Here is an 18,326-nt window from a genome sequence, read left to right on the forward strand (position 1 = left end):
ACCGGTGCCCCATCGGCCTCTTTTCGGGGAGGATGCTGTTGTTTTTAAGAGGCAGGGGGGTGCGTCGGCGGCTGGGCGTAGGGGTTGGGCTGCTGCGGCGGGTAACCGTACTGAGGCGGCTGCGGCCCGAATCCGGGCTGGTTGCCGGGGGGAGGCGGCGGCTGCGACATCAGCGGGCACCTTTCGGGCACAGGTGTGCGGGGGCGGACGGTGACCCTCTTTGTACCACCGGTGACGCACCGTTCCGCCCCGCGCCGAAGGACCGTTACGGCACTGCTACACCTCGTCGGCCAGCTCCAGCCAGCGCATCTCCAGTTCCTCGCGCTCGGCGGCCAGCGACCGCAGCTCCATGTCGAGTTCGGCCACCTTCTCGAAGTCGGTGGCGTTCTCGGCGATGGCGGCGTGCAGCTTCGACTCCCGCTCGCCGATCTTGTCCAGCTGCCGCTCGATGCGCTGCAGTTCCTTCTTGGCCGCGCGGCTGTCGCCGCCGCCCTTCGGCTTGGCGGGGGCGGGGGCGGGGGTGGCGGCCTCGACGGCGGCGCGGCGCCGCTCCAGGTACTCGTCGATGCCGCGCGGCAGCATGCGCAGCGTCGCGTCGCCGAGCAGGGCGAAGGTGCGGTCGGTGGTGCGCTCCAGGAAGTACCGGTCGTGGGAGATGACCACCATCGAGCCGGGCCAGCCGTCGAGCAGGTCCTCCAGCTGGGTCAGGGTCTCGATGTCCAGGTCGTTGGTGGGCTCGTCGAGGAAGAGCACGTTGGGCTCGTCCATCAGCAGCCGCAGCAACTGCAGCCGGCGCCGCTCGCCACCGGACAGGTCACCGACCGGGGTCCACTGCTTCTCCTTGGTGAACCCGAACTTCTCGCAGAGCTGACCCGCCGTCATCTCCCGTCCCTTGCCGAGGTCGACGCGGCCGCGCACCGACTCCACCGCCTGCAGCACCCGCAGCGACGGCTCGAGTTCGGCGACCTCCTGCGACAGGTAGGCCAGCCGTACGGTCTTGCCGACCACCACCTTGCCGGCCACCGGCTGCTGCTCGCCCTCGCTGACGGCGGCGTCCGCGAGCGCCCGCAGCAGGGACGTCTTGCCCGCGCCGTTGACGCCGACCAGGCCGACCCGGTCGCCGGGGCCCAGCTGCCAGGTCAGGTGCTTCAGCAGCACCTTGGGCCCGGCCTGCACGGTCACGTTCTCCAGGTCGAAGACGGTCCTGCCCAGCCGGGTCGTCGCGAACTTCATCAGCTCGGCGTTGTCACGCGGCGGCGGCACGTCGGCGATCAGCTCGTTGGCCGCCTCGATGCGGAAGCGCGGCTTGCTGGTGCGGGCGGGGGCGCCGCGGCGCAGCCAGGCCAGCTCCTTGCGCATCAGGTTCTGCCGCTTGACCTCCTCGGTCGCGGCGATCCGCTCGCGCTCGGCGCGGGCGAAGACGTAGTCGCTGTAACCGCCCTCGTACTCGTGGACGTCACCGCGCTGCACGTCCCACATGCGGGTGCAGACCTGGTCCAGGAACCAGCGGTCGTGGGTCACGCACACCAGGGCCGAGCGCCGTGCCCGCAGATGGCCGGCCAGCCAGGAGATGCCCTCGACGTCGAGGTGGTTGGTGGGCTCGTCGAGCACGACCAGGTCCTGCTCGGCGATCAGCAGCTTCGCCAGCGCGATCCGGCGGCGCTCACCACCGGAGAGCGGCCCGATCACCGTGTCCAGCCCCTGCGGGAAGCCGGGCAGGTCCAGCCCGCCGAAGAGGCCGGTGAGCACGTCCCGGATCTTCGCGTCGCCCGCCCACTCGTGGTCCGCGCGGTCGCCGACCACCTCGTGCCGGACGGTGGCCTGCGGGTCCAGGCTGTCGTGCTGCGTCAGCACGCCCAGCCGCAGGTCCGAGGTGTGCGTCACCCGCCCGGTGTCCGGGCCCTCCAGCTTCGCCAGCATCCGGATCAGGGTCGTCTTCCCGTCGCCGTTGCGGCCGACGACGCCGATGCGGTCGCCCTCCGACACGCCGAGCGAGATCCCGTCCAGCAGGGTGCGTGTTCCGTACACCTTGCTGACGGACTCGACGTTGACCAGGTTGACGGCCATGGGACTCCTGTCACTACGAAAGAACGACCTCCCAGGGTAGTGCGGCCCGCCTACCCCCCGGGTACGGCGACCGCCCCCCGGACACCAGTGCGGGTGGTCCCGCCCCGCTCCCGGTCAGCCGACCGTGCCTCGCGCGCCCAGTCGCTGCCAGGCCTCACGGTCGTCCGGCAGGCCCAGCCGGGCGAACGTGATCTTCCGGTTGCCGTTGACCGCGTCCCATAGATCGTCACGGGCCGCGACATCGCGGGCGAAGGCGCTCTGCTGGGCGGTCGGCGCCTCGGGCAGGCCTTCGGGGAAGGCGACCCGCAGATACGGCCCCAGGTCCGGGCACGGAGCGAGCCGGAAGCCCAGCGGCACCGCCGCCGCCGCGCTCTCGTACAGTGCGGCGAAGTCCATGACCCGGGCGCAGAGCACGGCGACCAGGGTCCAGCGCGGAGGCTCGCCACCGAAGCGGGGCAGCGCGGAGAGCCTGTCGAATGCCCGCGGGGAGCGGGTCGCGTCCACGAGTACGTCCAGCGCGTGCGGGTCGTCCGCCAGAGCGGGCGCGAGCGCGGCGGCCGTCCGCACCGCCGGGTCGGGGTCGGCCAGCCAGGCACGGGGCTCACCGCCCAGTTCGCCGAGATCCAGGAGCAGCGAGGCGCGTGCCTCGACGGACCCGGTCGCGTGGGCCTGGGCTTCCAGGCGCCCCCTCAGGCCGGCGGCCCGGGGAGCCGTCGCCGGATGACGCAGCAGCGGGGCGGCGGCGGCCCATGCCGCGGTGCGGACGTCCGCATCGGGGTCGTCGAGCAACTCCGCCACCGGGTCAAAGAGGTCGGGGAGCGCGTCGTAACAGTCGAGTGCCGCGCGCGTGAGCACGAGGTCGCCCGTTTCCCCGTCCTCCGTCCAGAGATCCACCTGCCCGTCCTCGTCCTCGGCGAGGTACCGGGCGAGCCAGGTGTCGATCGCGGATGCCGACTCCGGGACGGCGGGATACGCCCGGGCCCGCAACTCGGGAACGGCGTCCGCGAGATCGACGGCGGCCGCCACATCCTTCAGGAAGGTGAGGGCACCCTCTCGCATCTCGGGGATCGCCAGCATCCGGGCGGCGATCCTCGCCACAGGTGCCGTCGCGGGCCAGACGGTGCCCTGGTGCAGGATCGCCGACCACAGGTGGTCCGCCGCGGTGGACGCGGCCTTCTCGTCGTCGCCGAGCAGGGCCTTCAGATGGCCGGGGGTGTCGGTCGCCACCTGGTAGGCGTGGAAGAACCGGTCCCAGGCTATGCCGTCGATCTCGGCGAGGATCTGCTGCTTCACACGCAGACCGTATCGGCCTCGGTACGGCGGGCCACGCCGAGGTGTCGTCCTCAGCCCCGGCTGCGGCCCGACCGCTCCACCAGGGCCCAGCCGGCGACGGCCATGAGGACGGCGGCCGGGGCCGTGACGCGGAAGGCGATCAGGGTGGCCGAGTGGCCGTCGAGGAGGCCGCCGAAGCCGACGGCGGACAGGCCGAGGACGCCCAGCAGCGCGAGGGCGACGCCGAACGCGGCACCAGGGCCGGAGAGCGGGCCCGGCGCCCGGGCGGGGCGCGGGGCCGGGGGGCGTTCGGCCCGGCGGAAGACGGGGACCAGGGCGGCGGTGAGGGCGGTCGCGGCCGCCACGCGCAGCGGCACCTGGGCCCACCAGGCGGCGGTTGCCGGGGCGGGCAGTGTGCGGCCCAGGGAGGTCAGCGCGCCGTACACGGCGAGCATGGCCGTGAGGTGCCAGAGGAAGGCCGTCATCGCGATGCCGTTCGCGGTGACCACGCCGCGCCACACGCGCGGGCGCTCCAGCAGGCGCGCGGCGGGGCGCCGCAGCAGTTCGACCGCGCCGACCAGCCACACGCCGTGGCAGAGCAGGGCGAGCGTGGGCGGCGCCATGTTCGAGATCCGCTCGCCGGGCATGCCCACCATGGACAGCGGGTACGGCCCGAGCGCCACCAGCGCGACCGCCCCGGCCAGCCCGCACGCGGCCGCCGCCGCGGGCAGGCGCAGCCTGCCGTCCGCCCGCAGGAAGCCCAACTGGTGCACCGCGAGCCAGACGAAGGCGAAGTTCAGGAACGGCACGTAGGCCACGTCGAGGGCGAAGCGCAGCACGTCCACCACGGCCGCGCCGGCCGACAGCGCGACGAAGGCGCCCCAGCCGTACCGCTCGTGCAGCCGCAGCAACGGCGGGGTGAAGGCCACCATGCCGAGGTAGATCCCGATGAACCACAGCGGCTGCGCCACCAGTCGCGCCGCCACGTCCGGCACGGGGAGCAGCAGCGCGCCCGCGGCCCACACCGCGACGAACAGCATCGTCGGCCGCAGCAGCCGGCGCAGCCGGGCCCGCAGGAAGGCCGCGTACCCGCCGCCGGAGCGGGCGACGGAGCGGTAGGAGAGCGCGTGCGAGAAGCCGCCGACGAAGAAGAACACCGGCATGACCTGCAGCACCCAGGTCAGCGGTTGCAGCGCCGGGCGCAGCGCCAGCAGGTTGCCGACCTCGACGCCACCGCCGGCCCCGGTGGTCACCGCCGCCATCAGCCAGTGCCCCAGCACGACCGTGGCCAGCGACGCCACCCGCAGGAAGTCGACGTAACGGTCCCGTGCCGCGGGCGTGGTCGCGGCGATCTCTCCGGCTGTCATCCCCATGACGGCACGATCCCGCGCCGGGGCGCCGCTCCGTCAGGCCCGCCCTACTCAACTCGCCCCGGAAGACGGTGAGTACGGGTACTCAGAGCAGGGTCGCGCCCTGCACGGGGCCGGTGGTGACCCGTACCGCGCGGCAGGTGCCGGAGGCGGCGAGGGCGCCGGCCACGGCCTGCGCGGACTCGGCGTCCTTGGCGAGGAAGGCGGTGGTGGGCCCGGAGCCGGAGACCAGGGTGGCCAGGGAGCCGGCCTCGGCGCCCGCGGCGAGGGTCGCGGCCAGCGAGGGGCGCAGGGAGAGCGCGGCCGGCTGGAGGTCGTTCGCCAGGGAGGCGGCGAGGGCCACGGCGTCACCGGTGCGCAGCGCCTCCAGCAGGGCCGGGGACGCCTGGGGCTCCGGCACCTCCGCGTCGCCGCGCAGCCGGTCGCACTCGCGGTAGACCTCGGGCGTGGACAAGCCGCCGTCGGCGACGGCGAAGACCCAGTGGAAGGTGCCGCCGGTCTCCAGCGGCTCCAGCAGCTCGCCGCGGCCCCGGCCGAGGGCGGCGCCGCCCACCAGGCTGAACGGGACGTCGCTGCCGAGTCCGGCGCAGATCGCGAGCAGCTCCTCGCGGCTCGCGCCGGTGCCCCACAGTGCGTCGCAGGCGACCAGGGCGCCCGCCGCGTCGGCGCTGCCGCCGGCCATGCCGCCCGCGACGGGGATGTCCTTGGCGATGTGGATGTGGACGTGCGGCTCCAGCCCGTGCCGCGCCGCGAGCGCGGTCGCGGCGCGGGCGGCGAGGTTGCTCGCGTCGGCCGGGACCTGGTCGGCGTCCGGTCCGGCGACCGTGATCCGCAGCTCCTCGGCGGTGGGGTCGCCCATGCCGGAGGCCAGGGGAGTGACGGTGACCTCGTCGTACAGGCCGACGGCGAGGAAGACGTTGGCCAGGTCGTGGAAGCCGTCGGGGCGCGGTCCGCCCACCGCGAGCTGGACGTTGACCTTGGCGGGGACGCGGACGGTCACGGACGCGGGTCGGCGGGTCACTTGCGCGGTTCTCCTCGGAGCGTGAGCGTGGCGCACTCGATGCGGGGCCGTCGGTGCGTGGGCCTTCGGTGCGTGGGGCACGGCGGCGCCCCCATTGTGCCCTCTGTTACCGCAGTGAGCGGCCGCCACCGCCGTGCTCGGCGATCGCCGCGAACTCCTCCACGGTCAGTGCCTCCCCGCGCGCCTGCGGCGACACCCCCGCGGCCACCAGCGCCTCCTCGGCGGCGGCGGCCGAGCCCGCCCAGCCGGCCAGCGCGGCCCGCAGCGTCTTGCGGCGCTGCGCGAAGGCGGCGTCCACGACCGCGAAGACCTGCTCGCGGGTCGCGGTGGTGGCGAGCGGCTCCTTGCGGCGGACGAGCGAGACCAGGCCGGAGTCCACGTTCGGGGCGGGCCAGAAGACGTTGCGGCCGATGGCCCCGGCCCGCTTCACCTCGGCGTACCAGGCCGCCTTCACCGAGGGCACCCCGTACACCTTGGAGCCGGGCCCTGCGGCCAGCCGGTCGGCGACCTCGGACTGCACCATGACCAGGGAGCGCTCGATGCTCGGGAAGGTCGCGAGCATGTGCAGCAGCACCGGGACGGCCACGTTGTACGGCAGGTTGGCCACCAGCGCCGTGGGCGGCGGACCGGGCAGCTCCTCGACGCGCAGCGCGTCGCGGTGCACGAGCGCGAAGCGGCCGGCCCGGCCCGGCAGGCGGGCGGCGACGGTCGAGGGGAGGGCCTCGGCCAGCACGTCGTCGATCTCCACGGCGGTGACGTGCTCGGCCACCTCCAGCAGCGCCAGCGTGAGCGAGCCGAGCCCCGGGCCGACCTCGACGACCACGTCGTCGGGCCGGACGTCCGCGGTGCGCACGATGCGGCGCACCGTGTTCGCGTCGATGACGAAGTTCTGGCCGCGCTGCTTGGTGGGGCGGACGCCCAGCGCGGCGGCCAGCTCACGGATGTCGGCGGGGCCGAGCAGGGCGTCGTCGGCGGGACCGGAGTGGTCGGTGGTGCTCACCGCTCCAGGGTATCCGGGCCCGGCGGGACCTCCGGCGGGCTAGGAGTAGAGCTTGCGGCCGCACACCGGCCAGGGGCTGGCACCGCGCTGGATGTACAGGCGCTTGGCACGGTACGTCTGCTCCTTGGCGGAGGCGTCCTGGGGGCGGCCGTGGCCGCCCAGGTTGCGCCAGGTGCGCTGGTCGAACTGGTAGAGGCCGCCGTAGGTGCCGGAGGCGTCCACCGCGTTCGGGCGGCCGCCCGCCTCGCACCGGCCGAGGGCCTTCCAGTTGAGGTGGTCGGCGCCCTGGACGCTGTCGGGGAGCGGCTTGGTGCCGACGCGCACGACCTGCCGCACGGGCTCGCGCAGCACCTCCTCGGCGATGCGCCGCGGCTTGCGCCGGACCCCGTCGACCGTGCGGTACGCGTACGTGACGCGGCGCAGCCCGTTCCTGCCCCGGGTGTCGACGGCGGTGGTGCCCTCGAACAGCGAGGGGTCCTGCGTCCGCTCGACGGGGAAGGGCACCGGCTCCTCGTGGACCTCGTCGTGGCCCCGGATGCGCCGGACGGAGATCGTCTGGCCCTCGCGCGGGAAGCTGTCGGGGTCGGCGGAGGTGGTGTCGAGGCCGTGCAGGGCGATGCCGGCGTCACGCAGCGCCTCGCCGACGGTGGCGGCGTTGGTGCGCACCGGCCGTTCGTGGCCGTCGACGAGGAAGGTCACCTGGCGTTCGGTGCGGACGTCCAGCTCCAGCCCGTGCCGCCCGATCGCCTCGCCGCGGGAGGCGGACAGGTACGCGCCGTCCGCGCGCACGCCCAGCTGGCGCAGGGCGCCGTCCACGGTGCCGGCCGTGGTCCAGATCCGGCGGGGCCGGCCGTCGAGGGTCAGCGCGATCGGGCGGCCGTACCGGACGGCGACGGTGTCGCCGTCCTGCAGCTCCGCGTCGGGGTCGGGGGCCACGATGTCGTGGTCGCCGACCTCGATGCCCTGGCGCTGCAGCAGTTCCTCCACGCTCCCGGCGAAGGTGTGCAGGGTGCTCGGCCGGCCGTCCACGCTGAGCTGCACGGCCTTGCCGCCGGCGAGGTAGGCGGTGCTGCCGCCCGCCAGGCAGGCGACGACCAGGGCCTGGGGCAGCAGCCTGCTCAGCGCGTCCGGGCGCCGTGCGGCGCGCCTGCGCCGGGCGGCCGCGCGTCCGGGACGCGGCTCGACGTCCTCGTCGGCGGGGGCCGTGCCCGGTGTCCTGCGGTAGGGGCCGTCCGCGTAGGACCGTGTTCCGGCCTGCGTCGTGCCCGCCTTGCTCATGTTGCTCACGGCGTACCTCCGGCCCGGTCCGATCGGACCGAACCGGGACCATAGCGGAGGATTCGCCACTCTCCCAAGCCGGACGGTCACGCCGTGTCGCCGGACGAAGGGGCCGCGACACCCATCGTGACCGTGGTCAGCGCGCCCTGCGCCGCCCCCGGCGGCCGCCGGCGCGGCCACCGGGCGTCCGGAATCGGACATCCGGCGTTACGCCGACCGCGCGAACCGTGCGACGCGGCGTCAGTAGCCGAAGGCACGGGCCGTGTTGGCCCCGATGGCCGCGGCGAGCTCGTCCTCCGCGGCACCCCGGGCGGCGGCCATGGCCCGCACGGTGACCGGGATCAGGTAGGGGGCGTTGGGGCGGCCGCGGTGCGGTACGGGGGTGAGGAAGGGCGCGTCGGTCTCGACCAGGAGGAGCTCGGCGGGGGCGACGGCCACTGCGTCGCGCAGGTCCTGGGCGGACTTGTAGGTGACGTTGCCGGCGAAGGACATGTAGTAGCCCTTGTCGGCGCAGAGCTTGGCCATCTCCGCGTCGCCGGAGTAGCAGTGGAAGACGACGGTGCCGGGCGCGCCCTCCTCGTCGAGGATGCGCAGCACGTCGGCGTGGGCCTCGCGGTCGTGGATGACCAGGGCCTTGCCGTGCCGTTTGGCGATGTCGATGTGGCGGCGGAAGGAGTACTGCTGGGCCTCGACGCCGTCGGGCCCGGTGCGGAAGTAGTCCAGCCCGGTCTCGCCGACGCCGCGCACCTGGGGCAGCGCGGCGAGGGCGTCGATCTCCGCGAGGGCGGCGTCCAGCGCGGGCAGCCCGCCCGCCTCGCGGGCCCCCTGGCGCGACCACCCGTCCGGATCGCCGTGGACGATCCGGGGGGCCTCGTTGGGGTGCAGGGCGACCGCCGCCCACACCTGGTCGTGCGCCCCGGCGGTGCGCGCCGCCCAGTGGGAGCCGTCGACGTCGCAGCCGACCTGGACCACGGTCGTCACGCCGACGGACGCCGCCTTCGCCAGCGCCTCCTCGACGCTGCCCTCCTGCATGTCGAGGTGGGTGTGCGAGTCCGCCACCGGGACCGCGAGCGGTTCGGGGAGGGGAGGGGCGGCGGACGCGTCCTTCTTCGGGCGCCGGCTCTGGCTCTGGTTCTGCTCGGGCATGCCCCAGATCCTAGGCGGGGGGCCGCGGCGGCTACCGGGCGTCCCTCCTGCGGTGCAGCAGGTTGCGGGGCGACCAGTGCCGTGCGCGGCGCTCTGCGTCCTCCACGGCGGGCGCGGCCGGCACCCGGCGCATGTCGGAGGCCGCGGGCAGGGGACCGGCGGCCGCGGTGGCCGACCAGGACCCGGCGACATCGGAGACCTGTCCGGCCCGCATGATGCGGACCTTGTGGCTCTCGCACTCCACGCACGTCGGCCGGGTCAGCGGGGACGGGACCCGCTTGCCGTCCGCCATGTACCAGACGACCTCGTGACCCTGCGCGTCGACGTGGTGCTCGATCTCGTACGCCTGCTCCCATCCCCGTCCGCAGCTGATGCAGACGAAGGCGTACGCCTCACGAACCGTGCCATCGGTTCCGATGGTCTCGCTCATGGCAGCTCCTGTTGCCCTCCGGACGAGGCGTCCGGAGCGGGACTTCCCTCCATCAGCGAACGCCCGGGAAGGCGCCGGCGATAGCGGGGGTGCCCTTTCTTGAGCCAGTTTTGGGGAGTATGTGACGCGGGGCCGAGCAGGCGGCCCAGGTTTTTCCCTCTCCTACGATAGGACTTTGCACCGCGCCGCGTTTAGCCGGTTGTGGGCTGGTTCGCGGCGTGCTTCGCGGACACCACGGCGTCGAAGACCTCCCGCTTGGGCAGCCCCGCCTCCGTCGCCACGGCCGCGATCGCCTCCTTGCGCCGCTCCCCCGCCTCCTCACGGACCCGGACCCGGCGCACCAGCTCGGCGGCGTCCAGTTCCTGCGGCCCGGTCTCCGGGGCGCCCTCGACGACGATGGTGATCTCCCCGCGCACCCCCTCGGCGGCCCAGGCCGCCAGTTCCTCCAGGGGACCGCGCCGGACCTCCTCGTAGGTCTTGGTCAGCTCGCGGCAGACGGCGGCCCGGCGCCCGGCGCCGAAGGCCTCGGCCATCGCCGCGAGGGTGTCGGCGAGGCGGTGCGGGGCCTCGAAGTACACCAGGGTGCGCCGCTCCCCCGCGGCCTCGCCCAGCCGGGCCCGCCGCTCGCCGGCCTTGCGGGGCGGGAAGCCCTCGAAGCAGAAGCGGTCCACGGGCAGGCCGCTGAGGGCGAGCGCGGTCAGCACGGCGGACGGTCCGGGGACGGCCGTCACCCGGATGTCGCGCTCGACGGCGGCCGCGACCAGCCGGTAGCCGGGGTCGGAGACCGAGGGCATCCCGGCGTCGGTGACGAGCAGCACCCGGGCGCCCTCCTCCAGCGCCGTGACCAGCTCCGGGGTGCGGGCCGTCTCGTTGCCCTCGAAGTAGGACACGACCCGGGCGGTGGTGGTCACGCCCAGGGACTGGGTGAGCCGGCGCAGCCGCCGGGTGTCCTCGGCGGCGATCACGTCGGCCCCGGCCAGCTCCGCGGAGAGCCGGGGCGGCGCGTCGGCGACGTCACCGATGGGGGTCCCTGCGAGCACGAGTACGCCTGCGGCCGGTCCTGCGGAGCTAGTCACCGCCCCAGTCTCCCATCCGCGGCACACCCGGCCGGGCCTGCCGCGGCACGGCGGCGTACCCCCGGTTGGCCCGGTCCTCAGCACATACACATGCGGCTTCCCTACGATGGCCCGGTGACGAGTGACACCGCGACGCATGCGCACCGGGTCGAGGACGCCCCCAAGGCCGCGGAGGAGCAGAGCCCCTGGCAGCGGCAGCTGCGCCGCTTCGGCTACGTGGACCGCCCGCGCCCCGACGTGCGCGAGCGCCTGGTCCCGCCGTTCCCCGAGCCGGGGACACGGGCGTGGGCAGCGCTCGGCGTGGGCCCGGCGACGGCGCGCCGGCTGGCCCGCTGGACGGGCTGGGGCGGGCCGCTGCTTGTGGCGTTCTTCGCGGGCCTGCTGCGGTTCTGGAACCTGGGCAGCCCGCACGCGGTGATATTCGACGAGACGTACTACGCGAAGGACGCCTGGTCGCTCCTGCAGTACGGCTACGAGGGCAGCTGGCCGGACAAGGCCAACGACCTGATCCTCGCCACCCCGCCCTCCATCCCGCTCTCCGACGCCCCCTCGTACGTGGTGCACCCGCCGGTCGGCAAGTGGGTGATCGCCTCCGGTGAGTGGATCTTCGGGCTGAACCCCTTCGGCTGGCGCTTCGCGATGGCGGTGCTCGGGACGCTGTCGGTGCTGATGCTCTGCCGGATCGGCCGCCGGCTGTTCCGCTCGACCGCGCTGGGCTGCCTCGCGGGCGGCCTGATGGCGGTCGACGGCCTGCACTTCGTCATGAGCCGCGTCGCCCTGCTCGACCTCGTCGTCATGTTCTTCGTGCTGGCCGCCTTCGGCTGCCTGCTGATCGACCGGGACCGCGCACGGGCCCGGCTCGCCGCCGCCCTGCCCGAGGGACGCCCTGACGACCGCGTCGCCTCCTTCACGTGGCTGGGCGTCCGCCCGTGGCGGATCGCGGCCGGGATCTGCCTGGGCCTGGCCATCGGCACCAAGTGGAACGGCCTGTACGTGCTGGCGCTGTTCGGCGTCCTCACCGTGCTGTGGGACGCCGGCGCCCGCCGCCTGGCGGGTGCCCGCCACCCCCGGCTGACGGCGTTCTGGCTGGACGGGCTGTGGGCGGGCCTGTCCGTGGTCGGCGTCGCCGTCGTCACCTACCTGCTGTCCTGGCTCGGCTGGTTCACCACCGACAAGGGCTACGACCGTGACTGGGCCAAGAGCGACGGCGGCTTCCCCTCCCGGTCCTGGGCGGCGCTGCGCAGCCTGTGGCACTACGAGTCGCAGGTGTACGACTTCCACGTCAACCTGCACTCCCCGCACACCTACCAGTCCAACCCGTGGAGCTGGCTGGTCCTGGGCCGCCCGGTGTCGTACTTCTACGAGTCCCCCAAGCTCGGCGAGGACGGCTGCACCGCGGCCGGCGGCTGCGCCCGCGAGGTGCTCGCGATCGGCACCCCGCTGCTGTGGTGGGCCGGGTGCTTCGCCCTGCTGTACGTCCTGTACCGCTGGATCTTCCGCCGCGACTGGCGCGCCGGTGCGATCGCCTGCGGCATCGCGGCCGGGTACCTGCCGTGGTTCCTCTACCAGGACCGGACGATCTTCCTCTTCTACGCGGTCGTCTTCGTGCCCTTCCTCTGCCTCGCGCTCGCGATGATGCTCGGCGCGCTCCTCGGACCCCCCGGCGCGAGCGAACGCCGCCGCATGTGGGGCGCGGTCGGCGCGGGCACGCTGGTGCTGCTGATCGTCTGGAACTTCATCTACTTCTTCCCGCTCTACACCGGGCAGACGATCCCCATGGACGCCTGGCGCGACCGGATGTGGCTGGACACCTGGATCTGACCCGCCCGGCCGCGGGGCCGCTGACCTGCTCGGTGACCGTTTGCAGGGGGACGACCACGGACCTAGCGTGAACCCCGAGGGAATGTCACGTATGTCCGCCCCCGATCGCAACGTGCCCGGTCAGGCGTCGGCGCTCGACAGCGTCGGCGCGGCTCTGGCGGTGGTCGACGCGGAGGGGGTCCTCGTCCGCTGGACCGAGGTCGCGCGGAGGCTGCTGGGGTACGCGGCGGCGGACGTCCTGGGCAGGCCGGCCTCGATGCTGCTGGACGGCCCGGCGGGCGGGCCGCGGGGGTTCACGTGGGAGTGGGCCGGTCCGGTCGCGCTGCGGCACCGCGACGGCGGGCTGCTGGACGTGGACCTGCGGGTGACCGGGTTGCCGGGGGCCTCGGGCACGACGGACTGGCTGGTCGCGACGGCCGGGGTGCCTGCGTCCGTGCTGGAGTCGGCCGCGGAGCTGTGCCCCTTCCCGATGGCGATCTGGGACAGCGACCTGCGCACCGCGTGGCTGAACGACGCCCTGGCCGAGGCGTTCGGCCTCTCCCGGGAGGAGCGCCTGGGCCGGCACCTGGACGAGTCACCGCTCTACTCGAACACCGAGCAGGTCGAGGCCCTGCTGCGCGAGGTCCTGGAGAGCGGCGTCCCGGTGATCGACCGGGAGCTGAGCCAGCTGGACCGGCTGCGGCACCGCGCCTACGCACTCTCCGTCTTCCGCATCGAGGACGTCCGCCACGGCCGGGCCGGCGTCTGCTCGGTCAACGTGGACGTCACCGAGAGCCGGCGGGCCAGGGACCGCATGACCGTGCTCGGCCGCGCGGCGACCAGCATCGGGACCAACCTGGACGTCCTGCAGACCGCGCAGGACCTCGCCGATCTGCTGGTGCCGCTGCTCGCCGACTACGCGACGATCGACCTCGCGGAATCGGTGCGGCTCGGTGACGCCCCGCTCACCCGGCTCGGCCCGCTGGAGGACGGCAACGTCCCCGTCTTCCACCGGGCGGGGATCGCCTCGGTCCACCACGACTTCCGGGAGTCGCTCTACGCACGCGGCAGCCCCGTCTTCGTCCCCCCGCACTCGCCGTTCATCGAGGTGCTGAGCTCCGGCCGGACGTACATGGAGACGGAGCTGGACACCGAGCCCGGCACGTGGCTGGAGGAGGACCCGCGGCGACTGGAGCGGGTCCTCGACCTCGGGATGCACAGCCTGCTGATCCTCCCGGTTGTCGCGCGGGACGAGATCCTGGGTGTCGCCGTGCTCGTCCGCAGCGAGAACCCCACGCCGTTCGACGAGAACGACAGGACGCTGGCGGAGGAGCTGGTCAGCCGGGCCGCCCTCAGCCTGGACAACGCCCGCCGCTACACGCGCGAGCACACCATGGCCCTGACGCTGCAGCGCAGCCTGCTCCCCCGCAACCCGAGCGCCGGGTTCTCCCTGGAGACGATCTGGCGCTACCTCCCGGCGGACACGCAGGACGGCGTGGGCGGCGACTGGTTCGACGTGATCCGGCTGTCCGGTGCCCGGGTGGCCCTGGTCGTCGGGGACGTCGTCGGGCACGGGCTCAACGCCGCCGCGGCCATGGGGCGGATCCGCACGGCGGTGAGCACCCTCGCCGGCCTGGACCTGCCCCCCGACCGGCTGCTGTCCGCGCTGGACGACCTCGTCGTCCGGCTGGGTTTCGAGGACTCCGACGAGCCCTCGCCCGCCGCCGGCATCCTCGGCGCCACCTGCCTGTACGCGGTCTACGACCCCACCGACGAGCGCCTGACCATCGCCCGGGCCGGGCATCCGCCGCCGGTGATCATCACCCCGGACGGCACGGCGGCCTTCCCGGAGATCCCCGCCGGCGCGCCACTGGGCGTGGGACTGCGGTCCTTCCCGTCGGTCGACCTGGAAGTGCCCGCGGGGAGCGTGATCGCCCTGTACACCGACGGGCTCGTGGAGACCCGGGACGGTGACATCGACGAGGGTCTGGAGCGCCTGCGGACCGCGCTCAGCCGGCCGCCGGGCACGTCGCTGGAGGACCTGTGCACCGCGGTGGTCGACCTGCTGCCCAAGCGCGGGCAGGACGACGACGTCGCCCTGCTGCTGGCCAAGACCTGCCGGCTGAGCCCCGACCGGGTGTTCACCGTGGAGGTGCCCGCCGATCCGGCCGCGGTCGGACGGGTGCGGGCCGAGGCGGCCCGGCAGCTGTCCGTCTGGGGGCTGGACCGGCTGCGGGCGGCCGCCGAGCAGATCGTCGCGGAGTTGCTGGCCAACGCCGTCCTGCACGGGGCGGGACCCGTACGGATGCGGCTCATCCGGCATATGAAGCTGGCCTGCGAGGTCTTCGACGCCGGTCCGGGCCCGCCGCTGCCGCGCCGTCCCGACCCCACCGACGAGGGCGGCCGGGGCATGCTGATCGTCGCGGAGCTGTGCACGCGGTGGGGTGTCCGCAGGACCGCGGGAGGCAAGATCGTCTGGGCGGAACTGGCCCTCACCGACGAGGAACGGCTGCCGCCGGGGCCGGAACGGTGACCCCGCCGCGCGATGGCCCCGACCGGCGGACTTTCCCGATCGATGGGAAGCGCGTGCCGAAGCTGTGACCCGGTCGACAGCCTCAGGTCCCTCTCCGTCCCGTAGAGTGCGCTTGCATTGCCTCATTTTTGAACACGTTCAGGGGGACCACGGGGAGGGTCGGTGCCATGCGCCGAGGTGTGAAGCTGGGGATCGTCGCCACGCTGACCGCGGGACTGGTGGGGACCGCGGGGTACGGGGCGTACAACATCTACAACGGGCTGGCCGGGGGCGGCGGTTTCGCCACGGAGGCCGCCCCGGTGGAGACCGGGCCGCCGACCGCGGCGGAGGTGAAGAAGACCGCCGCGGACTTCCTGGCCGCGTGGGCCAAGGGGGACACCACCGCGGCAGGGGCCCTCACCAACCACGCGGCGGCGGCCTCCGGGGACCTGTCCGCGTACCGGGAGCAGGCGCACGTCGCCCGCGTACGGCTGACGCCGGGCACGGCCCAGGGGGCCGTGGTGCCGTTCAAGGTCGTGGCCTCGCTCTCCTACCAGGGCAAGTCCTCCACGTGGACGTACTCCTCGGCCCTCACCGTCTTCCGCGGCGAGACCACCCATCGCCCCCTGGTCGACTGGGAACCCGCGGTGCTGCACCCCAAACTGACGGAAGGTCAGTCGCTGGAGACCGGTGAGGCCGCCTCGCCGCCGGTGGTCGTCGTCGACCGCAACGGCAAGGAGCTGGACGCCGACGACTACCCGTCCCTGGCCTCGGTGCTGCCGCAGCTGCGCGAGCGCTACGGGGCCAAGCTCTCCGGCGGCAAGCCGGGCATCGAGACCTGGGTGAACGGCGCCGACGGCCCCGGGCAGACGCTGCACGTGATCACCAAGGGCACGGCCGCGAAGCTCCCCACCACCTTGGACGCGACGCTGCAGAAGGCCGCCGAGCAGGCGGTCAAGCGCAGCAGCCAGTCCTCGGTCGCCGCGGTCAGGACCGGCACGGGCGAGATCCTCGCCTTCGCCAACAACCCGGCGAGCGACAACAACAACGCCTTCAACGCGCAGGTCGCCCCCGGCTCCACCTTCAAGGTCGTCACCGCGACCGCCCTGCTGGAAAAGGGCGTGTCCCCGGGCACCCCGGCGCCGTGCCCGGCGACCGCGAACTTCGACAACGGCAAGATGTTCCACAACGTGGAGAGCTCCTCCGACCCCTCGGCCACCTTCCAGCGGGACTTCGCGATCTCCTGCAACACCGGCTTCATCAAGCTCGCCGGCCACCTCGACGAGTCCTCGGTCCCCTCGGTCGCCCAGCGCTACTACGGCTTCGGCCGGACCTGGAACGTCGGCGTCCCGGCCTGGGACGGCCGCGTCCCCGGCGGCCCGGGCGACGAGATGACGGAGGAGATGATCGGCCAGGGCCAGATACAGATGAGCCCGCTCAACATGGCCTCCGTCGCCGCCACCGTGCAGAACGGGGTGTTCCGCCAGCCCCGGCTGGTGGCCGCCGGCCTGATCGAGGGTCCGCTGGCGAAGGCGGGCAGCGCCCTCCCGTCCGGCGTACGGAGCAACCTCAAGTCGATGATGCGGCTGACCGCGTCGAGCGGCACCGCCGCCGGCGCGATGCGCGGGGTCTACGGCGACGTCGGCGCCAAGACCGGCTCCGCGGAGGTCGGCGGCCAGGAGCAGCCCAACGGGTGGTTCCTCGCCTACCGCGGTGACGTCGCCGCCGCCGGGATGGTCCTGGAGGGCGGGCACGGCGGCGACTCCGCCGGGCCGATCGTGGCCTCGGTGCTGAAGGCCGCCTCGTGACCCGCCCGCAAATGGCTTGGCACCCCGGCCCCGCCGAGGGCTAGCGTGCTGGTCATGTCGACATCAGCTGCAGCCCATCCCCGGTTCGCGGAGGCACTCACCGCGCTGGGGCTCCAGGTACCCGTGCGCGCCTTCCCGGACGCGACCCGCACCGCGGCGCAGGCCGCCGCGGCGATCGGCTGCGAGCTCGGCCAGATCGTCAAGTCCCTGATCTTCGCGGCGGACGGGGTCCCGGTGCTGGTGCTGATGGACGGCGCGTCCCGGGTCGACGTGGAGCGGGTCCGCGCCGAACTCGGCGCGGGCGAGGTACGCCGGGCCGACGCGGACCTGGTGCGCGAGACCACGGGGTACGCCATCGGCGGCGTACCCCCCTTCGGGCACCGGACCCGCACCACCGTCCTCGCCGACCGGGGGCTGCTGGCGCACGGCACCGTGTGGGCGGCCGCCGGCACCCCGCACACCGTCTTCCCCATGGCCCCGGCCGAACTGGTCGGGCACGCCGGGGCGACCCTCGCCGACGTCCGCGAACGCACCGCGTGACGCCCCTGATAGCGGCGGCCGTCCTGCTCGCGGCGGTCACCCACGCGGCGTGGAACGCCATCGCCCACGGCATCAAGGACCAGCTCGTCGCGTTCACCCTCGTCGGGGGCGGCGGAGCGATCTGCGGCGCGGCGATCGCCGGGTTCGCCCCGCTGCCCGCGGGGGACGCCTGGCCCTACCTGATCGTGTCGGTGGGGATCCACATGGCGTACATGTACCTGCTGATGAAGTCCTTCACGCTGGGGGACTTCGGGCAGGTCTACCCCATCGCGCGCGGTGTCGCCCCCATGGTCGTGACGCTGCTGGCGGCGGTCTTCGTGGGCGAGGTGCCGGACGCCCTGCAGACCGCGGGCGTCCTCGTCGCCTCCGCCGGGCTGGGCGGGGCCGCCCTGTGGGGCATGCGCGGCCGCAGCAAGGACTGGCCGGCGGTGGGCGCGGCCGTGGGCACCGGGCTGACCATCGCGGCGTACACCGTGGTCGACGGGGTCGGCGTCCGCGCGTCCGGCACCGCCCTGGGCTACGTCGCCTGGCTCCTGCTCATCCAGGGCGTCCTGCTCGTGTGCTGCGCCCTCGCGGTGCGCCGCGCCGCGCTCCCCGCGCAGCTGCGCCCGGTCGCCGCCCGCGGGCTGCTCGGCGGGGCACTGTCCATGTCCGCGTACGGCCTCGTCCTGTGGGCCCAGACGCGGGGCGCCCTCGCGCCGATCGCCGCCCTCCGGGAGACCTCCATCATCGCGGGGGCGGTCATCGGGGCGGTCTTCTTCAAGGAGCGGCTGGGGCGCCCGCGCATCGTCGCGGCGCTTGTGGTCGTGGCAGGGATCGGGCTCATGCTTCACGTGTGACGGCGCGTTCGTCTGTGGCCCGGTGGTTGTGCGCGGGTGCGTTGCGCCTGTCTCTTATACAACTCTTGCGCGCCCGCCGATAAGGCGCGCGGAGTCGCTGGGGGGCCGCATCGTATATAAAAAAAACAACAAGACACAATACAGAGAAAAGAAACAAAGATATCAAG

14 protein-coding genes are annotated in these 18,326 nt (G+C 73.9%); 5 read left to right on the top strand and 9 right to left on the bottom strand.

What is annotated here, in order from left to right:
* Positions 1-276 precede the first annotated feature (276 nt).
* The 9 genes from PV350_RS33445 to rsmI all read right to left on the bottom strand — a co-directional run bounded on the left by PV350_RS33445 (position 277) and on the right by rsmI (position 10,660).
* Positions 277-2,067, bottom strand: a complete 1,791-nt coding sequence (locus PV350_RS33445) for an ABC-F family ATP-binding cassette domain-containing protein (protein WP_500328991.1) — start codon at positions 2,065-2,067, stop codon at positions 277-279.
* Between the two features lie 114 nt (positions 2,068-2,181).
* Positions 2,182-3,360, bottom strand: a complete 1,179-nt coding sequence (locus tag PV350_RS33450) for a hypothetical protein (protein WP_500337402.1) — start codon at positions 3,358-3,360, stop codon at positions 2,182-2,184.
* Positions 3,361-3,410: 50 nt separating this feature from the next.
* On the bottom strand, positions 3,411-4,712 hold the full coding sequence (locus PV350_RS33455) for an acyltransferase family protein (protein WP_500337403.1): 1,302 nt from the start codon (positions 4,710-4,712) through the stop codon (positions 3,411-3,413).
* Positions 4,713-4,794: 82 nt separating this feature from the next.
* Positions 4,795-5,730 carry a 4-(cytidine 5'-diphospho)-2-C-methyl-D-erythritol kinase gene (locus PV350_RS33460; RefSeq protein ID WP_499512277.1) on the bottom strand — a complete coding sequence of 312 codons (936 nt, stop codon included), beginning with the start codon at positions 5,728-5,730 and terminating at the stop codon, positions 4,795-4,797.
* A gap of 106 nt (positions 5,731-5,836) precedes the next feature.
* Positions 5,837-6,730, bottom strand: a complete 894-nt coding sequence (gene rsmA, locus PV350_RS33465) for a 16S rRNA (adenine(1518)-N(6)/adenine(1519)-N(6))-dimethyltransferase RsmA (protein ID WP_499512278.1) — start codon at positions 6,728-6,730, stop codon at positions 5,837-5,839.
* Between the two features lie 39 nt (positions 6,731-6,769).
* Positions 6,770-8,017, bottom strand: a complete 1,248-nt coding sequence (locus PV350_RS33470; RefSeq protein WP_499512279.1) for a resuscitation-promoting factor — start codon at positions 8,015-8,017, stop codon at positions 6,770-6,772.
* 231 nt (positions 8,018-8,248) lie between these two features.
* Entirely contained in the window at positions 8,249-9,154 is a 906-nt protein-coding gene (locus PV350_RS33475) for a TatD family hydrolase (protein ID WP_499512280.1), read from the bottom strand.
* Positions 9,155-9,185: 31 nt separating this feature from the next.
* Entirely contained in the window at positions 9,186-9,584 is a 399-nt protein-coding gene (locus tag PV350_RS33480; protein WP_499512281.1) for a hypothetical protein, read from the bottom strand.
* 191 nt (positions 9,585-9,775) lie between these two features.
* Complete coding sequence (gene rsmI / locus PV350_RS33485; protein WP_499512282.1) at positions 9,776-10,660, bottom strand: 16S rRNA (cytidine(1402)-2'-O)-methyltransferase; 885 nt, start codon at positions 10,658-10,660, stop codon at positions 9,776-9,778.
* Positions 10,661-10,750: 90 nt separating this feature from the next.
* On the opposite strand from rsmI, the gene PV350_RS33490 reads away from it, so the two are divergent.
* From PV350_RS33490 to PV350_RS33510, 5 genes are all read left to right on the top strand, one after another.
* The gene (locus tag PV350_RS33490; RefSeq protein ID WP_500337404.1) at positions 10,751-12,481 is read left to right on the top strand and encodes a dolichyl-phosphate-mannose--protein mannosyltransferase; all 1,731 of its coding nucleotides are present in this window, start codon (positions 10,751-10,753) and stop codon (positions 12,479-12,481) included.
* Positions 12,482-12,572: 91 nt separating this feature from the next.
* Positions 12,573-14,993 carry a SpoIIE family protein phosphatase gene (locus PV350_RS33495; protein ID WP_499512284.1) on the top strand — a complete coding sequence of 807 codons (2,421 nt, stop codon included), beginning with the start codon at positions 12,573-12,575 and terminating at the stop codon, positions 14,991-14,993.
* Positions 14,994-15,160: 167 nt separating this feature from the next.
* Positions 15,161-16,780: a penicillin-binding transpeptidase domain-containing protein gene (locus PV350_RS33500; RefSeq protein ID WP_499512285.1), complete on the top strand. Its 1,620-nt coding sequence runs from the start codon at positions 15,161-15,163 to the stop codon at positions 16,778-16,780.
* Positions 16,781-16,834: 54 nt separating this feature from the next.
* Entirely contained in the window at positions 16,835-17,320 is a 486-nt protein-coding gene (locus tag PV350_RS33505) for a YbaK/EbsC family protein (protein ID WP_499512286.1), read from the top strand.
* Positions 17,317-18,159 (top strand): EamA family transporter, encoded by an 843-nt coding sequence (locus tag PV350_RS33510; protein WP_499512287.1) that lies wholly within the window; start codon positions 17,317-17,319, stop codon positions 18,157-18,159. The genes PV350_RS33505 and PV350_RS33510 overlap by 4 nt, the downstream gene beginning before the upstream one ends.
* The last annotated feature ends 167 nt before the right edge of the window (positions 18,160-18,326 follow it).

The organism is Streptomyces sp. PA03-6a, assembly GCF_033792765.1.
Taxonomy (GTDB): Bacteria; Actinomycetota; Actinomycetes; order Streptomycetales; family Streptomycetaceae; genus Actinacidiphila.

What these genes read in the sequence shown, in the direction of transcription:
- PV350_RS33500 (WP_499512285.1), top strand. Translation starts at nt 15,161, where the DNA reads ATGCGCCGAGGTGTGAAGCTGGGGATCGTCGCCACGCTGACCGCGGGA.
- PV350_RS33475 (WP_499512280.1), bottom strand. Translation starts at nt 9,154, where the DNA reads ATGCCCGAGCAGAACCAGAGCCAGAGCCGGCGCCCGAAGAAGGACGCG.
- PV350_RS33495 (WP_499512284.1), top strand. Translation starts at nt 12,573, where the DNA reads ATGTCCGCCCCCGATCGCAACGTGCCCGGTCAGGCGTCGGCGCTCGAC.
- PV350_RS33490 (WP_500337404.1), top strand. Translation starts at nt 10,751, where the DNA reads ATGCGGCTTCCCTACGATGGCCCGGTGACGAGTGACACCGCGACGCAT.
- PV350_RS33505 (WP_499512286.1), top strand. Translation starts at nt 16,835, where the DNA reads ATGTCGACATCAGCTGCAGCCCATCCCCGGTTCGCGGAGGCACTCACC.
- PV350_RS33445 (WP_500328991.1), bottom strand. Translation starts at nt 2,067, where the DNA reads ATGGCCGTCAACCTGGTCAACGTCGAGTCCGTCAGCAAGGTGTACGGA.
- PV350_RS33480 (WP_499512281.1), bottom strand. Translation starts at nt 9,584, where the DNA reads ATGAGCGAGACCATCGGAACCGATGGCACGGTTCGTGAGGCGTACGCC.
- PV350_RS33455 (WP_500337403.1), bottom strand. Translation starts at nt 4,712, where the DNA reads ATGGGGATGACAGCCGGAGAGATCGCCGCGACCACGCCCGCGGCACGG.